The organism is Ideonella sp. A 288 (assembly GCF_002198735.1).
Classification (GTDB): domain Bacteria; phylum Pseudomonadota; class Gammaproteobacteria; order Burkholderiales; family Burkholderiaceae_C; genus Pseudaquabacterium.
Genome location: NZ_MWLO01000156.1, coordinates 21,932 through 39,634, shown reverse-complemented (window position 1 = coordinate 39,634; position 17,703 = coordinate 21,932). Strand labels below are relative to the sequence as shown.

Below are 17,703 nucleotides of genomic sequence, written 5' to 3'. Positions count from 1 at the left end.
AGGGCTCAAGGCGTGCCGGCCTCGACTGCGCGCGTGACCTTGAACCAGCGCACCGCACCGCCCCGCGTCAGCATCACCTGGAAATCGAGCCCGCCGACGCCCACCGACTCGCCGCGCCGCGGCACCCGGCCCAGCGCATCGGCGACCAGACCGCCGATGGTGTCGAACTCGTCGTGCGGCAGGGACACCGCGAAGGCGTGGTTGACCGCCTCGATCTCGGTGTCGCCGGCCACTCGGTGCGAGCCGTCGGCCAGGGTGTAGATGCCGTTCTCGGCGTCGGCCTCGTCGAATTCGTCCTCGATCTCGCCGACGATTTCCTCGAGCACATCTTCGATGGTCAGCAGCCCGGCGGTGTTGCCGAACTCGTCGATGACGATGGCCAGGTGGTTGCGGTTGGAGCGGAAGTCGCGCAGCAGTTCGTTCAGGCCCTTGCTCTCGGGCACGAACACCGCCGGCCGCAGCAGCGTGCGCAGGTTCAGCTCGGGCGCGCGCTGCAGCTTGAGCAGGTCCTTGGCCATCAGGATGCCGATGACGTTCTCGCGCTGGCCCTCGAACACCGGGAAGCGCGAGTGGCCGGTCTCGATCACCAAGGCCAGCAGCTCGTCGTAGGGAGCGGTGATGTCGAGCAGGTCCATGTGCGGCTCGGCCACCATCACGTCGCCGGCCGTCATGTCGGCCATGCGGATCACGCCCTCGAGCATGGCGCGCGACTCGGGCGGGATCAGCTCGCGATGCTCGGCATCCGCCAGCGTCTCGATCAGCTCTTCCCGCGAATCGGGCCCCGGCGACACCAGCTCGATCAGGCGGTCGAACAGGCTGCGGCGCTCGGTGGTGGCCGGCAACAGGCCACGGTGCATGGATCGACTGGGAGGGGGTTCTGACACAGCAGGTGTCGGTTGTGACAACGCAGCGGAGAATACCCGATCGGCCTTGACAGCCTGCCGCCCTTGCAACACAGTGCGCAGCCCTCGAGGCCGGCCGCCCTTGATTTCGCCGCAATCGCCGGCATCTGTCGACGCCCCTCGGAGCCACCCATGTCCACCGGACTCATCCCCGCCACCATCCTCACCGGCTTTCTCGGCAGCGGCAAGACCACGCTGCTCAAGCGTGTGCTCACCGAGAGCCATGGCCAGAAGATCGCCGTCATCGAGAACGAGTTCGGCGAGGAGAACATCGACAACGAGATCCTGGTGGCCGACACCAACGAGCAGATCATCCAGATGAACAACGGCTGCGTCTGCTGCTCGATCCGCGAAGACCTGCGCACCACGCTGTCCGACCTGGCCGACAAGCGCCGCAAGGGCGAGCTCGACTTCGACCGCATCGTGATCGAGACCACCGGCCTGGCCGACCCCGGCCCGGTGGCCCAGACCTTCTTCATGGACGACGAGATCGCCGAGAGCTACCTGCTCGACTCGATCCTCACCCTGGTCGACGCCAAGCACGCCGACACCCAGCTCGACACCCGCCAGGAGGCGCGCCGCCAGATCGGCTTTGCCGACCGCATCTTCCTGAGCAAGACCGACCTGGTCGACGACGCCTCGGTGCAGGCGCTGATCCACCGCATCAAGCACATGAACCCGCGGGCACCGCAGGAGAAGGTGCACTTCGGCGAGGTGCCGATCGCCAGCGTGTTCGACCTGCGGGGCTTCAACCTGAACGCCAAGCTCGAGATCGACCCGGAGTTCCTGGCCGCCGACGACCATGACCATGGGCACGATCATGGGCACGATCACGACCATGGTCACGACCACGAGCATGGCGAACACTGCGACCACCCGCACCACCATGCGCACGACGACGACGTGAAATCCTTCGTCTTCCGCGCCGAACGGGCCTTCCACCCGGCCAAGCTGGAGGATTTCCTGGGCTCCGTGGTGCAGGTCTACGGCCCCAAGATGCTGCGCTACAAGGGAGTGCTGTTCATGAAGGGCAGCGACCGCAAGGTGGTCTTCCAGGGCGTGCACCAGTTGATGGGCAGCGACCTGGGCCCCAAGTGGCTCCCCGGGGAGCGCCGGATGAGCAAGATGGTGTTCATCGGCGTCGATCTGCCGAAGGACATCCTGCTTCAAGGCCTGGAGGGATGCCTAATCTGAACGCTGGGCAGGTCAAATCGGGCCGCCGCCGGCCCGTGGGCGGTCGCATACTTCACGTGGCTACAATCCGCGCGCCCGAACGATGCTGACCGCAGACCGCTCGGGGCGGAACCCAGGTCAGCCGCCCATGCGAGGAGTCCAGTCGTGAGCAAGCCCACGGTGAAAAGCCCGCCCGCCGCCAAGGCGCCGACCGCCGCCAAACCGGCGACGGCCGCCGCCGCGCCCAAGTCCCCCGCCAAGAAGGGCACTCCCGTGACCGCCGAGACCAAGAAACCCGCCTCCAAGGCCGCCCCGACCAAGACGGCCGCGGCCCCGGCCAGCCCCAAGGCCGCTGCGCCTGCTGCCAAGACTGCACCGCCCAAGGGCCCCGCCGAGGCCAAACCCTCTTCAGCGGCTTCTGCAGCGCGCCCGACCGCCATTCCTGCTGCGGCGCCCTTGCCGCCAGTCAATCGATTCTCCGAGCGCTTCTCCCCGCCGAAGCCTCCTGCCCGTGGATACCCTGAACCAATGGAAACCGTGAAGACCGCCCACAAGGCGGACCCCAAACTGGCCAACGCCTGGAAGACCAAGGCCGGTCGCGACCTGACCGAGCCCGAGCTGATGGCCATGCCGGAAGCCGAGTACATGAACGAGAAGCAGCTCGAGTTCTTCCGCGCCCGGCTGCAGGCCCTGAAGGACGACCTGCTGTCCAATGCCGGCGAGACCACCGAGCACCTGCGCGAGGACACCTCCATCGTGCCCGATCCGGCCGACCGCGCCACCATCGAGGAAGAACACGCCCTCGAACTGCGCACCCGCGACCGCGAGCGCAAGCTGCTGAAGAAGATCTCGCAGTCGCTGACCCGCATCGAGGCCGGTGACTACGGTTTCTGCGACGAGACCGGCGAGCCGATCGGGCTGGGTCGGCTGCTGGCGCGGCCCACCGCCACGCTGTCCCTCGAGGCGCAGCAGCGCCGCGAGATGAAGCAGAAGATGTTCGGCGACTGATCGCCGCGCGGCCCCGAGCAGACAGCACACAGCAGACACCATGGCCGAACCCAAGGACGGCGAGAGCTTCTTCCGCAAGGTGGTCAAGTTCGTGGCCAATCCGGCCACGGAGTGGTCCGACGCCGGCACGAAGCAGGACGACCCCTCCGACGCCGAGCTCGAGAAGTCCGAGCTGAAGGCCATGGTCGAGCGCAAGCGGCGCAACGATTTCGTGCGCAAGCGTGAACTCGACATGCTGCGCCGCCTGCGCCGCGAGGGCCTGTCTCCCGAACAACTGGCCGCCCTGGGAGGCTCCTCGCGCATCGACGACACCGATGTGCGGGTGTCCGAAACCGGAATTCGGCAGGACATCCGCGTCAAGGCCAAGATCGACGAGATCGAACAGCAGATGGTCGGCGAGGGCTTCCGCAACACCGGCACCAAGCGATCGTCCACGTTCTTCAATGCGCCGACCGAGGCCTTGGCCTTTGACGCCGGCAACCGGGCCCCGGCGCCCGGTCCGGGCCGTTCAGCAGGCAACCCGGCGGTGGTGGCCCGCGAAGACCGGCTGCCGGCCCTGCCACCGCTGCCCAATTTCGACCAGATGCCTTCTGGAGTGCCCGCCCCGGTGACCATGGGCGCCGGCATGGCCCCATTGAAATCACCGGCCGCGGCGCCGGCCAAGGCCATCAAGCCGACCCAGCCGCCGATGCTGCTCGACAGCGCCGCAGAGGTGGCCATCGAGGTCAGCGAGGTCGTGCACGACCCCGAACTGGACGAGGCCGTCATCGCCTTCGCCAATGCCGACTTCAACCACTGCGAGCACGCGCTGACGCAACTGGTGGTGCCCGGGGCGCCGCGCTACGAGCATGGCGAAACCTGGCACGTGCTGTTCGACCTGTACCGGGCGATCGGCCAGCAGGTCAAGTTCGAGAGCCTGTCGCTCGAATACGCGCAACTGTTCGGCAGTTCGTCGCCGCAGTGGTTCTCATTGCCGCGCATGGTGGCCGATGCCGCCGCGGCCGAGGAACCGTCCTCCGCGCCGCGCCCCATCGGCAACGTCGGCTGGGTGAGCCCCGCGGCGCTCGACACCGACGCCGTCGCCCGGCTGCGCTCCACCGCGCTGCAGCTGCCGCTGCCCTGGGTGCTGGACTGGTCGGCGCTGCAGCAGGTGGACGTGGAGGCCGCGTCGCAGTTGACGGTGCTCTTCCAGCAGTGGTCGCGCCAGCGTGTCGAGATGCGCTGGCTCAGCGGCGACCTGCTGTTCTCGGCCCTGCACGAGGCCGCGCCCACCGGCACGCGCGACGCCGACCCGGCCTACTGGATGGCCCGGCTCGAGGCCCTGCGCCTGGCCAACCGGCCCGACCAGTTCGACGAGGCGGCCATCGACTACTGCATGACTTACGAGGTCTCGCCGCCATCCTGGGAGCGTGCCGAGTGCGTGGTGCGCGTCAGCGGCGCCTCGACGTCGACGGCTTCGCCGCCGATGTCGATCGTCAGCGAGGTGTCCACGGGCTTCCTCGAATCGTCGTTGCTCGACGACCCGAACGGCACCCAGGTGGCCACGGTCGAGCTCTCCGGCCAGTTGGTGGGCGACATCAGCGCCACGCTGACCAAGCTGGACCAGCGCCTGGGCAGTGCCTCGCTGGTGTCGGTGTCCTGTGCTCGGCTCATCCGCGTCGATTTCATCGCCGCCGGCGACCTGCTGAACTGGGTGCTCGCCAAGCGCGGCCAGGAACGTGCCGTCACCTTCACCGAGGCGCACCGCCTGGTGGCGCTGTTCTTCGGCGCGATGGGCATCAACGAGCACGCCCGCGTGCAGGTTCGGCGCGACTGACCCACCCGCCCCGCGCCGCCAGACGGCCGCGGGGGCAGCAGAGTCTTTGCATGGAACCCTTCCACGGCACCACCATCCTCAGCGTGCGGCGGCCCACCCCGCAGGGCTGGCAGGTCGCGCTCGGCGGCGACGGCCAGGTCACGCTCGGCAACATCATCGTCAAGGCCAGTGCGCGCAAGGTGCGCAAGCTGCACCGCGACCAGGTGCTGGCCGGGTTTGCCGGGGCCACGGCCGATGCGTTCACGCTGTTCGAGCGCTTCGAGGCCAAGCTCGAGAAGCACCAGGGCCAGCTGGTGCGGGCGGCCATCGAGCTGACCAAGGACTGGCGCACCGACCGCGTGCTGCGCCGCCTGGAGGCCATGCTGGCCGTGGCCGACCGCGAGGCCAGCCTGATCATCACCGGCAACGGCGACGTGCTCGAGCCCGAGCAGGGCATCGTGGCCATCGGTTCCGGCGGCGCCTACGCGCAGGCGGCCGCCCGGGCCCTGCTGGCCCACACCGAGCTGAGCGCTGCCGACATCGTCAAGCAGAGCCTGGTGATCGCCGGCGACCTGTGCATCTACACCAACCAGAACCACACCATCGAGGTGCTGGAATGACGTCGTTTGCGCCGGGCCCGTGCAGGGCCGACCACCCGGGGGGCCGGACATGAGCATGACCCCGCAAGAGATCGTCAGCGAGCTCGACCGCCACATCGTCGGCCAGGCGGCGGCCAAGCGCGCGGTGGCCATCGCGCTGCGCAACCGCTGGCGGCGCCAGCAGGTCGACGAGAAGCTGCGTGGCGAGATCACCCCCAAGAACATCCTGATGATCGGCCCCACCGGCGTGGGCAAGACCGAGATCGCGCGCCGCCTGGCCCGCTTGGCCGACGCGCCCTTCATCAAGGTGGAAGCCACCAAGTTCACCGAGGTCGGCTATGTCGGCAAGGACGTGGACACCATCGTGCGCGACCTGGTCGACATCGCCGTCAAGCAGGCCCGCGAGACCGCGATGCGCCGCCAGCGCGCGCGTGCCGAGGACGCCGCCGAGGAGCGCATCCTCGACGCTCTGGTGCTGCCACCGCGCAGCGAGCTGGGTTTCGGCGGCGCCGCGGCATCGGCGCCCGCGCCCGACAGCACCGCCCGCCAGGTGATGCGCAAGCGCCTGCGCGAGGGCCTGCTCGACGACAAGGAGATCGAGATCGAGCTGGCCGAGGCCCGCCCCGGCATGGAGATCATGACCCCGCCGGGCATGGAGGACATGGCCGAGCAGCTGAAGGGCATGTTCTCGCAGCTGGGCACCGGCCGGCGCAAGGCGCGCAAGCTGCGCATCGGCGACGCGCGCAAGCAACTGGTCGACGAAGAGGCCGCCAAGCTGGTCAACGAGGACGACATCAAGGCCCAGGCGGTGGCCGATGCCGAGAACAACGGCATCGTCTTCATCGACGAGATCGACAAGGTGGCCTCGCGCTCCGACCACGGCGGTGCCGAGGTGTCGCGGCAGGGCGTGCAGCGCGACCTGCTGCCGCTGGTCGAGGGCACCACGGTGACCACCAAGCACGGCATGGTGCGCACCGACCACATCCTGTTCATCGCCTCGGGGGCCTTCCACCTGGCCAAGCCCAGCGACCTGATCCCCGAGCTGCAGGGCCGTTTCCCGATCCGGGTCGAGCTTGGGCCGCTGTCGGTGGACGACTTCGAGGCCATCCTCACCAGCACCCACGCCAGCCTGATCAAGCAGTACCAGGCGCTGCTGGCCACCGAGGGCGTGACGCTGGAGATCGCGCCGGCGGGCATCCGCCGGCTGGCGCAGATCGCCTACGACGTGAACGAACGCACCGAGAACATCGGCGCCCGACGCCTGGCCACGGTGATGGAACGGCTGCTCGACGAGGTGAGCTTCGACGCGCCGAACCGCAGCGGCCAGACCATCCGCATCGAGGCCGCCGACGTCGACGCCAAGCTCGGCGAGCTGTCGCGCGACGAGGACCTGTCCCGCTACATCCTCTGACGCCGAGGGCCGGCGGCGCCGGCCCAGGTCACAGCGCCAGGCGGTGCGACTGCAACGCCAGCAGGCCGTCGAAGATCAGTGTCTCGATCAGCTCGTGCTCGATGGTGAGCGCAGGGCCGACCTTCCAGCCGGCACCGCCCGTCATCATCGTCAGCGGCGCCTCGCCGCAGCGCTGCGCCAGGTGGCGGTGCATGCGCTCGATGGCGCCGGTGATGGCGTAGGTGCCGCCGCTGGTGAGCGCGTCGCTGGTGTTGGTTGGGAAATCCACCACCTCGCCGGTGGGCACGCGCAGGCCCGCCGTGCCGCCCTCGAGCGCGCGCAGCATGATGCCGTGGCCGGGCAGGATGATGCCGCCCAGGAAGCGACCCTCGGCGTCCTGCGCGTCGACCGTGACCGCGGTGCCGATCATCACCACCAGGCAGGGCCGGGCCGGGCCACGGGCCAACACGTGGTGGCGCGCGCCGATCTGGGCGACGAAGCGGTCAGTGCCGAGACGGCTGGGGTGGTCGTAGCCGTTGTGCACACCACAGGCATGGGCACTGCTGACGACCCAGCGCGGCTCGACGTCCCACAGCTCGAGCTGCTCCTCGACGCGGCGGCGCACGGCATCGCCGGCCACGTTGCAGCCCAGCATGCTGTGCGGCGCACTCTGGCCCTTCCACTCCGCTTCGGCCAGGCTGTCGATGTGCTCGATGAACACCGCCCCATGGGCCAGCAGCACGGCGCCGGGTTGCGGCGACGCGTAGCGGGCCCACTTCAGGCGGGTGTTGCCGATGTCGATGGCGAGAAAGCTCATGCAATGTCCTGGCGCGCGAGGCCCCGAGCGTAGCAGGCGGCGGCCGGCGGGGCAGGCGACAATCGGCCATGACGACCCCGACGCTGATCACCACCCAGGCCTTCACCGACGCCGACGCCGCACTGGCCCACGTGGCCACCATCTATTCCAGCGGCATCGCCCACCTGCGGCAGTGCCTGCAGGACTTCGTCGCCGGCCGGCCCACCAATGGCCGCATGCGCGCCTTCTACCCCTTCGTGCGGGTGCGCACCGACACCGTGGCGCGGGCCGATTCGCGGCTGGCCTACGGCTTCGTCGCCGGACCGGGCACCTACGAGACCTCGCTGACGCGGCCCGACCTGTTCGCCAACTACTACCGCGAACAGTTCGACCTGCTGTTGCGCAACCACGGCGGCCCCATCGAGGTGGGCATGTCGCGCCAGCCGATCCCGATCCACTTCTCGTTCGCGCAGCACGACCACATCGAGGGCACCCTGTCGCCCGAGCGGCGCATGCTGATGCGCGACGTCTTCGACCTGCCCGACCTGGCGGCGATGGACGACGGCATCGCCAACGGCACCTACGAACCCGGCCCGCGCGACCCGCACCCGCTGGCGCTGTTCACCGCGCCGCGGGTGGACTACTCGCTGCACCGGCTGCGCCACTACACCGGCACCACGCCCGAGCACTTCCAGAACTTCGTGCTGTTCACGAACTACCAGTTCTACATCGACGAGTTCGTGCGCCTGGGGCACGAGATGATGGCCAAGCCGACGGGCCACGGCGGCCTGCTCGGCGACTGGCCCGAGCACGCGCTGGACAGCGATGCCTATGTGGCCTTCGTCGAACCCGGCAACGTGGTCACGCGGCGGGTCGGCCAGCCGGCCGAGGCCGACGACAGCCACGGCGCGCCGCCGCCGCGGCTGCCGCAGATGCCGGCCTACCACCTGGTGCGCAAGGATGGCAGCGGCATCACGATGGTCAACATCGGCGTCGGCCCGGCCAATGCCAAGAACATCTCCGACCACATCGCCGTGTTGCGGCCGCACGCCTGGCTGATGCTGGGCCACTGCGCCGGCCTGCGCAACACGCAGAACCTGGGCGACTACGTGCTGGCCCACGGCTACGTGCGCGAGGACCACGTGCTCGACGAGGAACTGCCGCTGTGGGTGCCGATCCCGCCGCTGGCCGAGGTGCAGCGCGCACTGGAACAGGCGGTGGCCGATGTCACGCAGCTCAAGGGCTTCCAGCTCAAGGGCATCCTGCGCACCGGCACCGTGGCCTCCACCGACAACCGCAACTGGGAACTGCTGCCGCACCCGGGCCCCGAACGCCGCTTCAGCCAGAGCCGGGCGGTGGCGCTCGACATGGAAAGTGCCACCATCGCCGCCAACGGCTTTCGCTTCCGGGTGCCCTACGGCACGCTGCTGTGCGTGAGCGACAAGCCGCTGCACGGCGAGATCAAGCTGCCGGGCATGGCCAACCACTTCTACCGCGAGCGGGTCGACCAGCACCTGCGCATCGGCATGCGCGCGATCGAGCTGCTGCGCAAGCAGCGCCTCGACCAGCTGCACAGCCGCAAGCTGCGCAGCTTTGCCGAGGTGGCGTTCCAGTAGCGATCAAACCGCGCGCACGGGCGCCGGCCGCCACAGCGGCGCCAGCGCCACCAGGCCGAACAGCGGCCCGAGCGCCAGCCACGGCAGCAGGCTGGCCAGCGGCACCTGCTGCGACAGGCGCACGAACAGCTCGATGCTGACGATCGAGATCGCGAAGCCGAGGCTGTTGGTCAGCGTCAGCACGCTGCCCACCGCTTGGCGCGGCGCGTTCTGCGCCGTCAGCGCCGAGTACTGCGGCGAGTCGCCCACCACGGTGATACCCCACAGCAGCAGCCAGCCGTAGAACACCACCGCCGGCGCCTGCAGGGCCCAGGGGGCCGCCAGGCAGCACAGGCCGCTGGCCGCCAGCTGGGCGGCGGCGACGCGCGCGCTGCCGAAGCGACGCACCTGCAGCCCGCCGGCCACGCAACCGGCCACGCCGGCGCCCAGCACCGCAAAGGCCACCCACGACAGCGCGGCGCCGCCCAGCCGGGTGGCCAGGATCGCGGGCACCAGCACCCACATCGTGTACAGCTCGACCATGTGGCCGAAGTAGCCCAGCACCGACGCCCGCACCCGCGCGTCGCGCCACAGGCTGGCCAGTGCATCGAACTGCAGGCCCACGGCCCGCGCCGGCGCATGCGGGGGCTCGGGCACCCACCAGTACAGCAGCAGGCCGGCCAGCGCGGCCACGGCGGCCACCACCAGGAAGACCTGCGTCCACGGCCAGTGCATGCCCAGTGCCCGCAGCGCGTGCGGGCTGGCGCTGCCCAGCACCAGCGCGCCGACCAGCCAACCCAGCGCGGACCCCAGGCCGCCCGGGAACCACAACGATGCGATCTTCATGCCCACCGGGTAGATGCCGGCCAGGAAGAAGCCGGTGGCGGCGCGCCAGGCCAGCATCGCGGGCATCGAGCCGGCGCTCCAGGCCGCGCCCACGGTGCAGGCCGCGCCGGCCAGCGAGCACAGCAGGAACAGCCCGCGGGGCGAATGCCGGTCCGCCAGCGCCAGCACCGCGAACACCAGCGAACCGGCAATGAAGCCGAGTTGCACCGCCGACGTCAAGGTGCCCACCGATTGCGCCGGCCAGCCGAAGGCCTGCTGGAGGTCGGGCATCACGGCGTTGACGGCAAACCAGGGCGAACTGCCCGCACACTGGGCCAGCACGATCACCGGCAGCAGGTGGGCCGGGGCCCGGGGGCTGGCATCGACGGAACGGGTCACCCGCGCAGCATAGGCGGCCGCGACGGAGCCGCCGGTGAGGACATGCCCGCGGGCCCGCAGCGCAGCGACCGGCCGTGTCGCTGGCCGGTCGCGGCAGCCGTCCGCGGGGTCGCTCACGGCCGCCCACGGCCGTCTTGGCCGTCCGCCAGCGCAATGAATCTTTACCGCGCTGTCTCAAAGAGCGTCGGCGACGCTTGATACAACATGGGCACTGCCATGCGTTCCGACGAGCCCATGTCCTCGACATCCCAAGCCCCCTGCGTGCTGCGTTGGGTCTTGGGGGTCTTGTCGGTGGCGATGCTGGGCGCCTGCGCGTCGCCGGCGCCGCCCGCGTCGACCGCCGTCCCCGCGCCCGACCTGCCCCCCGCCTGGAGCCGCGCTCCTTCGGCAGACCACAGCCCAGTGACCCCAGCGGCCCAGGGTCGCGCCGAGCCGTCGGCCGACTGGTGGCGGCTGCACCAGGACCCGCTGCTGTCGGCCCTGGTCGACGAGGCCCTGGCCGCCAACGCCGACCTGCGCCGCGCCCGCGCCGCCCTCGCCCAGGCCCGGGCCTTGCGCGACGTGGCCGCGGCCGGCCAGTCGCTCCAATTGGGCGGCAGCGCCAGCGCGTCGCGCAACCGCAGCGCAGGCAGCAGCGCCAACAGCCTGCGCGCCGGGCTGGATGCCAGCTGGGAGGCCGATCTCTTCGGCGCCAACGCATCGGCCACGGCGGCGGCGCAGGCGCAGGCCGACGCCAGCGCGGCCAGCCTGGCGGCCGTGCGCCAGTCGGTGGCGGCCGAGGTGGGCCTGGCCTACCTGCAGTGGATGGGCACGCGCCAGCAACTGGCCATCGCCGAGGCCGGCCTGGCCAGCCAGGCCGAGACCCGCCAGCTCGCGCAGTGGCGCCTGCAGGCCGGGCTGGCCACGGTGCTCGACACCGCGCAGGCCGACAGCACGGTCGAGCAGACCCGCGCCCGGCTGGCCGCCCTGCGCACGACGCAGGCGCAGACCGGCCACCGCCTGTCGGTGCTGCTGGGCCAGGCGCCCGGTGCGTTGTCGGCGCGGCTGGCCGCCGCGGCCCAGTCCCCCACGCTGCCGCCGCTGCCGTCCGTGGGCCTGCCGGCCGACCTGCTGCGCCGGCGCCCCGACCTGGTGGCGGCCGAGTGGCGCGTGCAGGCCGCCGCCGCCACGCTGGCCCAGCGCGAGGCCGAACGGCTGCCGCGCGTCGACCTCGGAGGCACGCTGGCGCTGGCCGCGCGCACGCTGTCGGGCCTGACCACTGGCGGTGCCGTCGCGGCCAGCCTGGCGGCCAGCGTGAACTGGCCCTTGCTCGATGGCGGCGCGGCCCGCGCCCGCGCCGGCGCGCAGGCGGCGGCGCTCGACGGTGCCCGCGCCGACTACGAGGCCGCCGTGCTCGTCGCCCTGCAGGACGTGGAGGACGCGCTGGCCGCGCTCGACCATGGCCGCGCCCAGGAAGCCAGCCTCGTCGCCGCCGCCGCGGCCGCCCGCGAGGTGCAGGCGCTCGACACGCTGCGCCACCGCGCGGGATTGGTCGACGTGGCAACCTTGCTCGAGGCGCAGCGCACGGCGCTGTCGGCCGACGAAGCGCTGGCCTCGGCACGCAACAGCCTGGCCCAGCAGCAGATCCGCCTGTACAAGGCGCTCGGCGGCGGCTGGCCAGCCGAGCCGGCGCCATGACCGGCACCACCACCGGTGCCACCCCGACACACGACATGACCGATCCCGCCCCTTCCCCCCCCGCCTCCGTCGACGAANCCCTTCCCCGCCCGCCTCCGTCGACGAACTGCTCGGCACCCGCGCCGCACGGCCCTGGTGGCGCCGTCCGTCGCCGTGGATCGCCCTCGCCGGCGTGGCCGCGGTCGCCGCAGCACTCTGGGCCTGGCAAGGCCAGCGGCAGGACGCTCAGCTGCCGCGCTACACGACCACGCCGCTCTCGCGCGGCACGCTGGCCATCACCGTCACCGCCAACGGCACGCTGCAGCCGACGCGGCAGGTGGCGCTGGGCAGCGAGCTGTCGGGCACAGTGTCACGGGTGCTGGTGGACGTGAACGACACCGTGCGCAAGGGCCAGCTGCTGATCGAACTGGACACGGCCAAGCTGCGCGACGCCGTGGTCTCGTCGCGCGCCGAGGCCGCGGCCGCCGCGGCCCGGCTGCGCCAGAGCAGTGCCACCGTGGCCGAGACCCGTGCCGCACTGGCGCGGCAGGAAGAACTGGCGCGCCTGTCGGGCGGCAAGCTGCCTTCGGCCGCCGAAATGGCCAGCGTGCGCGCCAGCGCCGAGCGCGCAGTGGCCGACGAGGCCGCGGCGCGCGCCAGCCTGGCCCAGGCGCAGGCCGCGCTGTCGACCCAGGAGACCAACCTCGGAAAAGCGGCGATCCGCTCGCCGATCGATGGCGTGGTGCTGGCGCGCTCGGTCGAGCCCGGCAACGCGGTGGCCGCCTCGCTGCAGGCGGTGACGCTGCTGACGCTGGCCGAGGACCTGTCGAAGATGAAGCTCTCGGTCAACATCGACGAGGCCGACGTGGCGCAGGTGCGCACCGGTCAGTCGGCGCGCTTCTCGGTGTCGGCGCAGCCTGGGCGGCCCTACCCGGCCACGGTCACCCGCGTGGCCTATGGCTCGACGACGACCGACAACGTCGTCACCTACACCACGCAGCTCGACGTGGCCAACCCCGACCTGTCGCTGCGCCCGGGCATGACGGCCACCGCCACCATCGCCGCGGCCGAGCGCAGCAACGTGCTGCTGGTGCCCAACAGCGCGCTGCGATACGCACCGGCCTCGGCCGCGTCGGCGGCCGGCGGCGGCAGCCTGGTCTCCAAGCTGCTGCCCGGCCCACCGGGCGGCGCGCGGCGGCCCACGGGCGGCGGCGCCGGTGGCAATGCCGGCCGCAGTGGCGCGCAGGGCAACATCTGGGTGCTGGAGAACGGCCAGCCGGTGGCGCTGAAGGTGACCAAGGGCCTGAGCGACGGCCGCCAGACCGAGGTCAGCGGCGAGGGCGTGCGCGAGGGCCTGGCCGTGATCACCGACCAGAGCAGCGGCGCGCGATGACCGACCCGGGCGCGGCCGCGCCGGCCCTGATCCGGCTGCAGGCCATCACCAAGACCTACGGCCAGGGCACGGCCGCCTTCCAGGCCCTGCGTGGCGTGGACCTGACGGTCGGTGCCGGCGAATTCACCGCGGTGATGGGCCCCAGCGGCTCGGGCAAGAGCACGGTGATGAACCTGATCGGCTGCCTGGACACGCCCAGTTCGGGCCACTATGCCTTCCGCGGCGTGGCGGTGGAGGGGCTGAGCCGCGACCAGCGCGCGCTGCTGCGGCGCCGCCACCTGGGCTTCGTGTTCCAGGGCTTCCACCTGCTGGCGCGCACCAGCGCGCAGGAGAACGTCGAGCTGCCGCTGATCTACCGCGGCGCCAGCGCGGCCGAGCGGCACCGCGCGGCCCGGCAGGCCCTCGACCAGGTGGGCCTGACCGGCTGGGAGCACCACACCCCGGCCGAACTGTCGGGCGGGCAGCAGCAGCGCGTGGCCATCGCCCGGGCCATCGTCACCCAGCCCACGGTGCTGCTGGCCGACGAACCCACCGGCAACCTGGACAGCGCCCGCGGCCGCGAGATCATGGACCTGCTGGTGGCACTGAACCGCGGGCACGGCATCACCGTGCTGATGGTGACGCACGAGCCCGACATGGCCGCGTACGCCCACCGCATCGTGCACTTCCGCGACGGGGTGATCTCGCGCGACGAGTGGCGGGCGGCGCCGGCCACCGCACCCACCACCGAGTCCGCCGCGGTCACGGGCACCGGAGCGGCCTGATGTTCTGGAACACGCTGCTGCTGGCGCTGCGGGCCATCCGCCGCAACCTGATGCGCTCGGTGCTCACCACCCTGGGCATCGTCATCGGCGTGTCGGCGGTGGTGACCATGGTGACGGTGGGCAACGGCGCCACAGCGGCCGTCAAGTCGCAGATCGAGAGCCTGGGCAGCAACCTGCTGATGGTGCGGCCGGGCCAGCGCCAGACCTTCGGCGGCGGGGGCGGCGGCGGCGCGCCGCCCTTCAAGCTGGCCGACGCGCAGGCCATCGCCGCGCAGGTGGGCGGCATCGCCGCGGTGGCGCCCGAGGTGCGCTCGGGCACCACGGTGGTGGCCGAGGGCCGCAACTGGGCCACCACCGTGATCGGCAGCACCAACAGCTACTTCCAGACCAACAACTGGACGCTCGCCGCCGGGCGCCTCTTCGAGCCCGCCGAACTGGAGGCGGGCGCGCCGGTGTGCGTGATCGGCGCCACCGTGCGGCGCGAACTGTTCGGCAGCGCCGACCCGATCGACCGCGCGGTGCGCGTCAAGCAGTTCTCGTGTCAGGTGATCGGCCTGCTGGCCAGCAAGGGCCAGGCGGCGATGGGCATGGACCAGGACGACACCGTGATCCTGCCGGCGGCCACGGTGCAGCGCCGCGTCACCGGCAGCACGCGCGTGAACACCCTGCTGGTGTCGATGAACGCCGACAGCGACACCGAGCGCGTCAAGGCCCGGCTCACCGAACTGCTGCGCGAGCGCCGCAAGCTGGCCGCCGGCGAGGACAGCAACTTCAACATCCTGGACACGCGACAGGTGGCCGAGACGCTGTCGGGCACCACCGCGCTGCTCACCTCGCTGCTCGGTGCGGTGGCCGCGGTGAGCCTGCTGGTGGGCGGCATCGGCATCATGAACATCATGCTGGTGAGCGTGACCGAGCGCACCCGCGAAATCGGCCTGCGCCTGGCCATCGGCGCGCTCGAGCGCGAGGTGCTGGCGCAGTTCCTGATCGAGGCGGTGGTGCTGGCGGCGCTGGGCGGGCTGGTCGGCCTGGTGCTGGCCACCGGGGCGTCGTACGGCCTGGCGATGCTGCTGCAGGTGCCCTACCTCTTCAACCCGGGCATCAACCTGCTGGCCTTCGCCTTCTCGGCGGCCATCGGCGTGGTGTTCGGCTATGTACCCGCCCGGCGCGCGGCCCGCCTGGACCCGATCGAGGCGCTGCGCCATGAGTGACGCCGGCTTGACGCAAGGCCTTGCGTCCATCGCCAGACAGGCATAGGCTGAATCCACGACATCTGGCGCCCGGGCTGCGCGGCAATCGTGCCGTCGGACGGTGCGCTGCAGGAGGCCCCCCAATGCCAAGCCCACAAATCGCCGGCGCCGTGCAGGTGACCGACATCCGCACCCTGGCCCTCGTCGGGCCCGCCGCCGCCGGCAAGACCAGCCTCGCCGAGGCCCTGCTGCTCAAATCCGGCGCCATCGGCGCCGCCGGCAGCCTGGAACGCGGCACCACGGTGAGCGACTTCGACCCGCTCGAGCGCCGCATGCAGCACTCGCTGAACGCCGCGGTGATGCACACCCACCACGCCGGCACCCGCATCCACCTGATCGACACGCCCGGAGCGGCCGACTTCGTCGGCCAGAGCCTGCCGGCGCTGGAGGCCGTCGAGACCGCCGCGATCGTCATCAACGCCGCGGCCGGCATCGAGCCGATGGCCGTGCGCATGATGGCTTATGCCGCCTCGCGACAGCTCGACCGGCTGATCATCGTCAACAAGATCGACGCCCCCGGGGTCGACTTGGCCGCGCTCCTGGGCGAGATCCAGGCCACCTTCGGCAAGGAATGCCTGCCACTGAACCTGCCCGATGGCAACGGCACCCGCGTCGTCGACTGTTTCTACAACCGCGAGGGCCACAGCGATTTCGGCTCGGTGGACAGCGCCCACCGGGCGCTGGTGGAACAGGTCGTCGAGGTCGATGCGGCCTTCGTGGACCGCTACCTGAACGACGGCGACGTCGACCCGGCCGAGTTGCACGCGCCGCTCGAGCAGGCGTTGCGCGAAGGCCACCTGATCCCCGTGTGCTTCGTCTCGACGCGCAGCGGTGCCGGCGTGGCCGAACTGCTGGACGTGATCGCCAAGCTGCTGCCCAACCCCACCGAGGGCAACCCACCGGATTTCCTCAACGGCGAGGGCCCCGACGCCGTGCTGATGCATGCCCAGCCCGACCCCTCGGCCCACGTGCTGGCCCATGTGTTCAAGGTGACGGTCGACCCCTACGTCGGCAAGATGGGCCTGTTGCGGGTGCACCAGGGCACCATCACCAAGGACAGCCTGCTCTACGTCGGGGATGCTCGCAAGCCCTTCAAGGTGGGCCACCTGTTCATGCTGCAGGGCAAGGACCACGTCGAGGTGGCGCGGGCCATCCCGGGCGACCTGTGCGCGGTGGCCAAGGTCGACGAACTGCACTTCGACGCCGTGCTGCACGACGCCCCCGACGACGACCACATCCACCTCAAGGCGCTGGAGTTCCCGGTGCCGGTGCACGGCCTGGCCATCGCGCCCAAGCGCCGCGGTGACGAACAGCGCATGTGGGAGATCATGAGCAAACTCATCGCCGAGGACCCCTGCCTGCGCATCGAGCACGTGGCCACCACCAACGAGACCATCGTGTTCGGGTTGGGCGAGTTGCACCTGCGCATGCTGCTCGACCGGCTGCGCGAGGTGCACAAGTTCGAGGTCGACACGCGCCCGCCGCGCATCGCCTACCGCGAGACGATCACCGCCCCGGCCGAAGGCCACCACCGCCACAAGAAGCAGACCGGCGGCGCCGGCCAGTTCGGCGAAGTGTTCCTGCGCATCGAACCCCTGCCGCGGGGCACCGGCTTCGAGTTCCTCGACCAGGTCAAGGGCGGCACCATCCCGGGCCAGTTCATCCCGGCCGTCGAAAAGGGCGTGCGAGAGGTACTGGCCACCGGGGCGATCGCCGGCTACCCGGTGGTGGACGTGCGGGTGGTGGTCTACGACGGCAAGCACCACAGCGTGGACAGCAAGGAAATCGCCTTTGCCACCGCGGGGCGCAAGGCCTTCCTGGCAGCCATCCGCGAAGCGCGCCCCATCGTGCTCGAACCCATCGTCGACGTGGAGATCACCGCCCCCGACAGCGCCATGGGCGATATCACCGGCGATCTATCGGCCAAGCGCGGCGTCGTCAGTGGGACGCACAACGGCGCTGTGGGCACCATGGTCATCCAGGGCCGGGCACCGATGTCCGAGCTCACCGGCTACCAGACCCGCCTCAACGCGATGACCAGCGGCCAGGGTCGCTACACGCTTGAGCTGTCGCACTACGAGGCCGTGCCGCCCGCGGTGCAACAGCAACTCACCAGCGGCTACCAGGTGCACGAGGAAGAGTGATGCCGACAGGGCTG

At 71.0% G+C, this 17,703-nt stretch carries 14 protein-coding genes; 11 read left to right on the top strand and 3 right to left on the bottom strand.

All coding sequences use genetic code 11. The features are described from left to right. Window positions 1-5 precede the first annotated feature (5 nt). Window positions 6-857 (bottom strand): HlyC/CorC family transporter, encoded by an 852-nt coding sequence (locus EOINJALH_RS28285; protein WP_088286547.1) that lies wholly within the window; start codon window positions 855-857, stop codon window positions 6-8. A 177-nt stretch (window positions 858-1,034) separates the two neighbouring features. Here EOINJALH_RS28285 and EOINJALH_RS28280 point away from each other — a divergent pair, with 177 nt between their 5' ends. From EOINJALH_RS28280 to hslU, 5 genes are all read left to right on the top strand, one after another. Beyond that, on the top strand, window positions 1,035-2,096 hold the full coding sequence (locus EOINJALH_RS28280; protein WP_088286546.1) for a GTP-binding protein: 1,062 nt from the start codon (window positions 1,035-1,037) through the stop codon (window positions 2,094-2,096). Between the two features lie 516 nt (window positions 2,097-2,612). After that, a complete protein-coding gene (dksA, locus tag EOINJALH_RS33405; protein WP_404872803.1) occupies window positions 2,613-3,083 on the top strand; it encodes an RNA polymerase-binding protein DksA in 471 nt (156 codons plus the stop codon). Window positions 3,084-3,123: 40 nt separating this feature from the next. Then, window positions 3,124-4,899: an STAS domain-containing protein gene (locus EOINJALH_RS28270; protein WP_088286542.1), complete on the top strand. Its 1,776-nt coding sequence runs from the start codon at window positions 3,124-3,126 to the stop codon at window positions 4,897-4,899. A gap of 50 nt (window positions 4,900-4,949) precedes the next feature. Continuing rightward, window positions 4,950-5,498 (top strand): ATP-dependent protease subunit HslV, encoded by a 549-nt coding sequence (gene hslV, locus EOINJALH_RS28265; protein ID WP_088286540.1) that lies wholly within the window; start codon window positions 4,950-4,952, stop codon window positions 5,496-5,498. Between the two features lie 49 nt (window positions 5,499-5,547). Continuing rightward, window positions 5,548-6,888 (top strand): ATP-dependent protease ATPase subunit HslU, encoded by a 1,341-nt coding sequence (gene hslU, locus EOINJALH_RS28260; protein WP_199873494.1) that lies wholly within the window; start codon window positions 5,548-5,550, stop codon window positions 6,886-6,888. Window positions 6,889-6,916: 28 nt separating this feature from the next. Here the strand turns inward: hslU and EOINJALH_RS28255 are convergent, their stop codons facing one another. Further along, on the bottom strand, window positions 6,917-7,684 hold the full coding sequence (locus EOINJALH_RS28255; RefSeq protein WP_088286538.1) for a type III pantothenate kinase: 768 nt from the start codon (window positions 7,682-7,684) through the stop codon (window positions 6,917-6,919). Window positions 7,685-7,752: 68 nt separating this feature from the next. On the opposite strand from EOINJALH_RS28255, the gene EOINJALH_RS28250 reads away from it, so the two are divergent. Continuing rightward, the gene (locus EOINJALH_RS28250) at window positions 7,753-9,279 is read left to right on the top strand and encodes an AMP nucleosidase (protein ID WP_088286536.1); all 1,527 of its coding nucleotides are present in this window, start codon (window positions 7,753-7,755) and stop codon (window positions 9,277-9,279) included. 3 nt (window positions 9,280-9,282) lie between these two features. Here the strand turns inward: EOINJALH_RS28250 and EOINJALH_RS28245 are convergent, their stop codons facing one another. Next, the gene (locus EOINJALH_RS28245) at window positions 9,283-10,482 is read right to left on the bottom strand and encodes a nitrate/nitrite transporter (protein ID WP_088286534.1); all 1,200 of its coding nucleotides are present in this window, start codon (window positions 10,480-10,482) and stop codon (window positions 9,283-9,285) included. 204 nt (window positions 10,483-10,686) lie between these two features. Here EOINJALH_RS28245 and EOINJALH_RS28240 point away from each other — a divergent pair, with 204 nt between their 5' ends. From EOINJALH_RS28240 to fusA, 5 genes are all read left to right on the top strand, one after another. Continuing rightward, on the top strand, window positions 10,687-12,159 hold the full coding sequence (locus tag EOINJALH_RS28240; RefSeq protein WP_088286532.1) for an efflux transporter outer membrane subunit: 1,473 nt from the start codon (window positions 10,687-10,689) through the stop codon (window positions 12,157-12,159). A gap of 172 nt (window positions 12,160-12,331) precedes the next feature. Then, a complete protein-coding gene (locus tag EOINJALH_RS28235) occupies window positions 12,332-13,531 on the top strand; it encodes an efflux RND transporter periplasmic adaptor subunit (protein ID WP_310732358.1) in 1,200 nt (399 codons plus the stop codon). Continuing rightward, the gene (locus tag EOINJALH_RS28230; protein ID WP_088286528.1) at window positions 13,528-14,295 is read left to right on the top strand and encodes an ABC transporter ATP-binding protein; all 768 of its coding nucleotides are present in this window, start codon (window positions 13,528-13,530) and stop codon (window positions 14,293-14,295) included. Before EOINJALH_RS28235 ends, EOINJALH_RS28230 begins: the two co-directional genes overlap by 4 nt. Next, on the top strand, window positions 14,295-15,506 hold the full coding sequence (locus EOINJALH_RS28225) for an ABC transporter permease (RefSeq protein ID WP_088286642.1): 1,212 nt from the start codon (window positions 14,295-14,297) through the stop codon (window positions 15,504-15,506). The genes EOINJALH_RS28230 and EOINJALH_RS28225 overlap by 1 nt, the downstream gene beginning before the upstream one ends. 122 nt (window positions 15,507-15,628) lie before the next feature. Further along, window positions 15,629-17,689, top strand: coding sequence for an elongation factor G (gene fusA / locus EOINJALH_RS28220; RefSeq protein WP_088286526.1), 2,061 nt, complete (start codon window positions 15,629-15,631; stop codon window positions 17,687-17,689). Window positions 17,690-17,703: the final 14 nt, after the last annotated feature.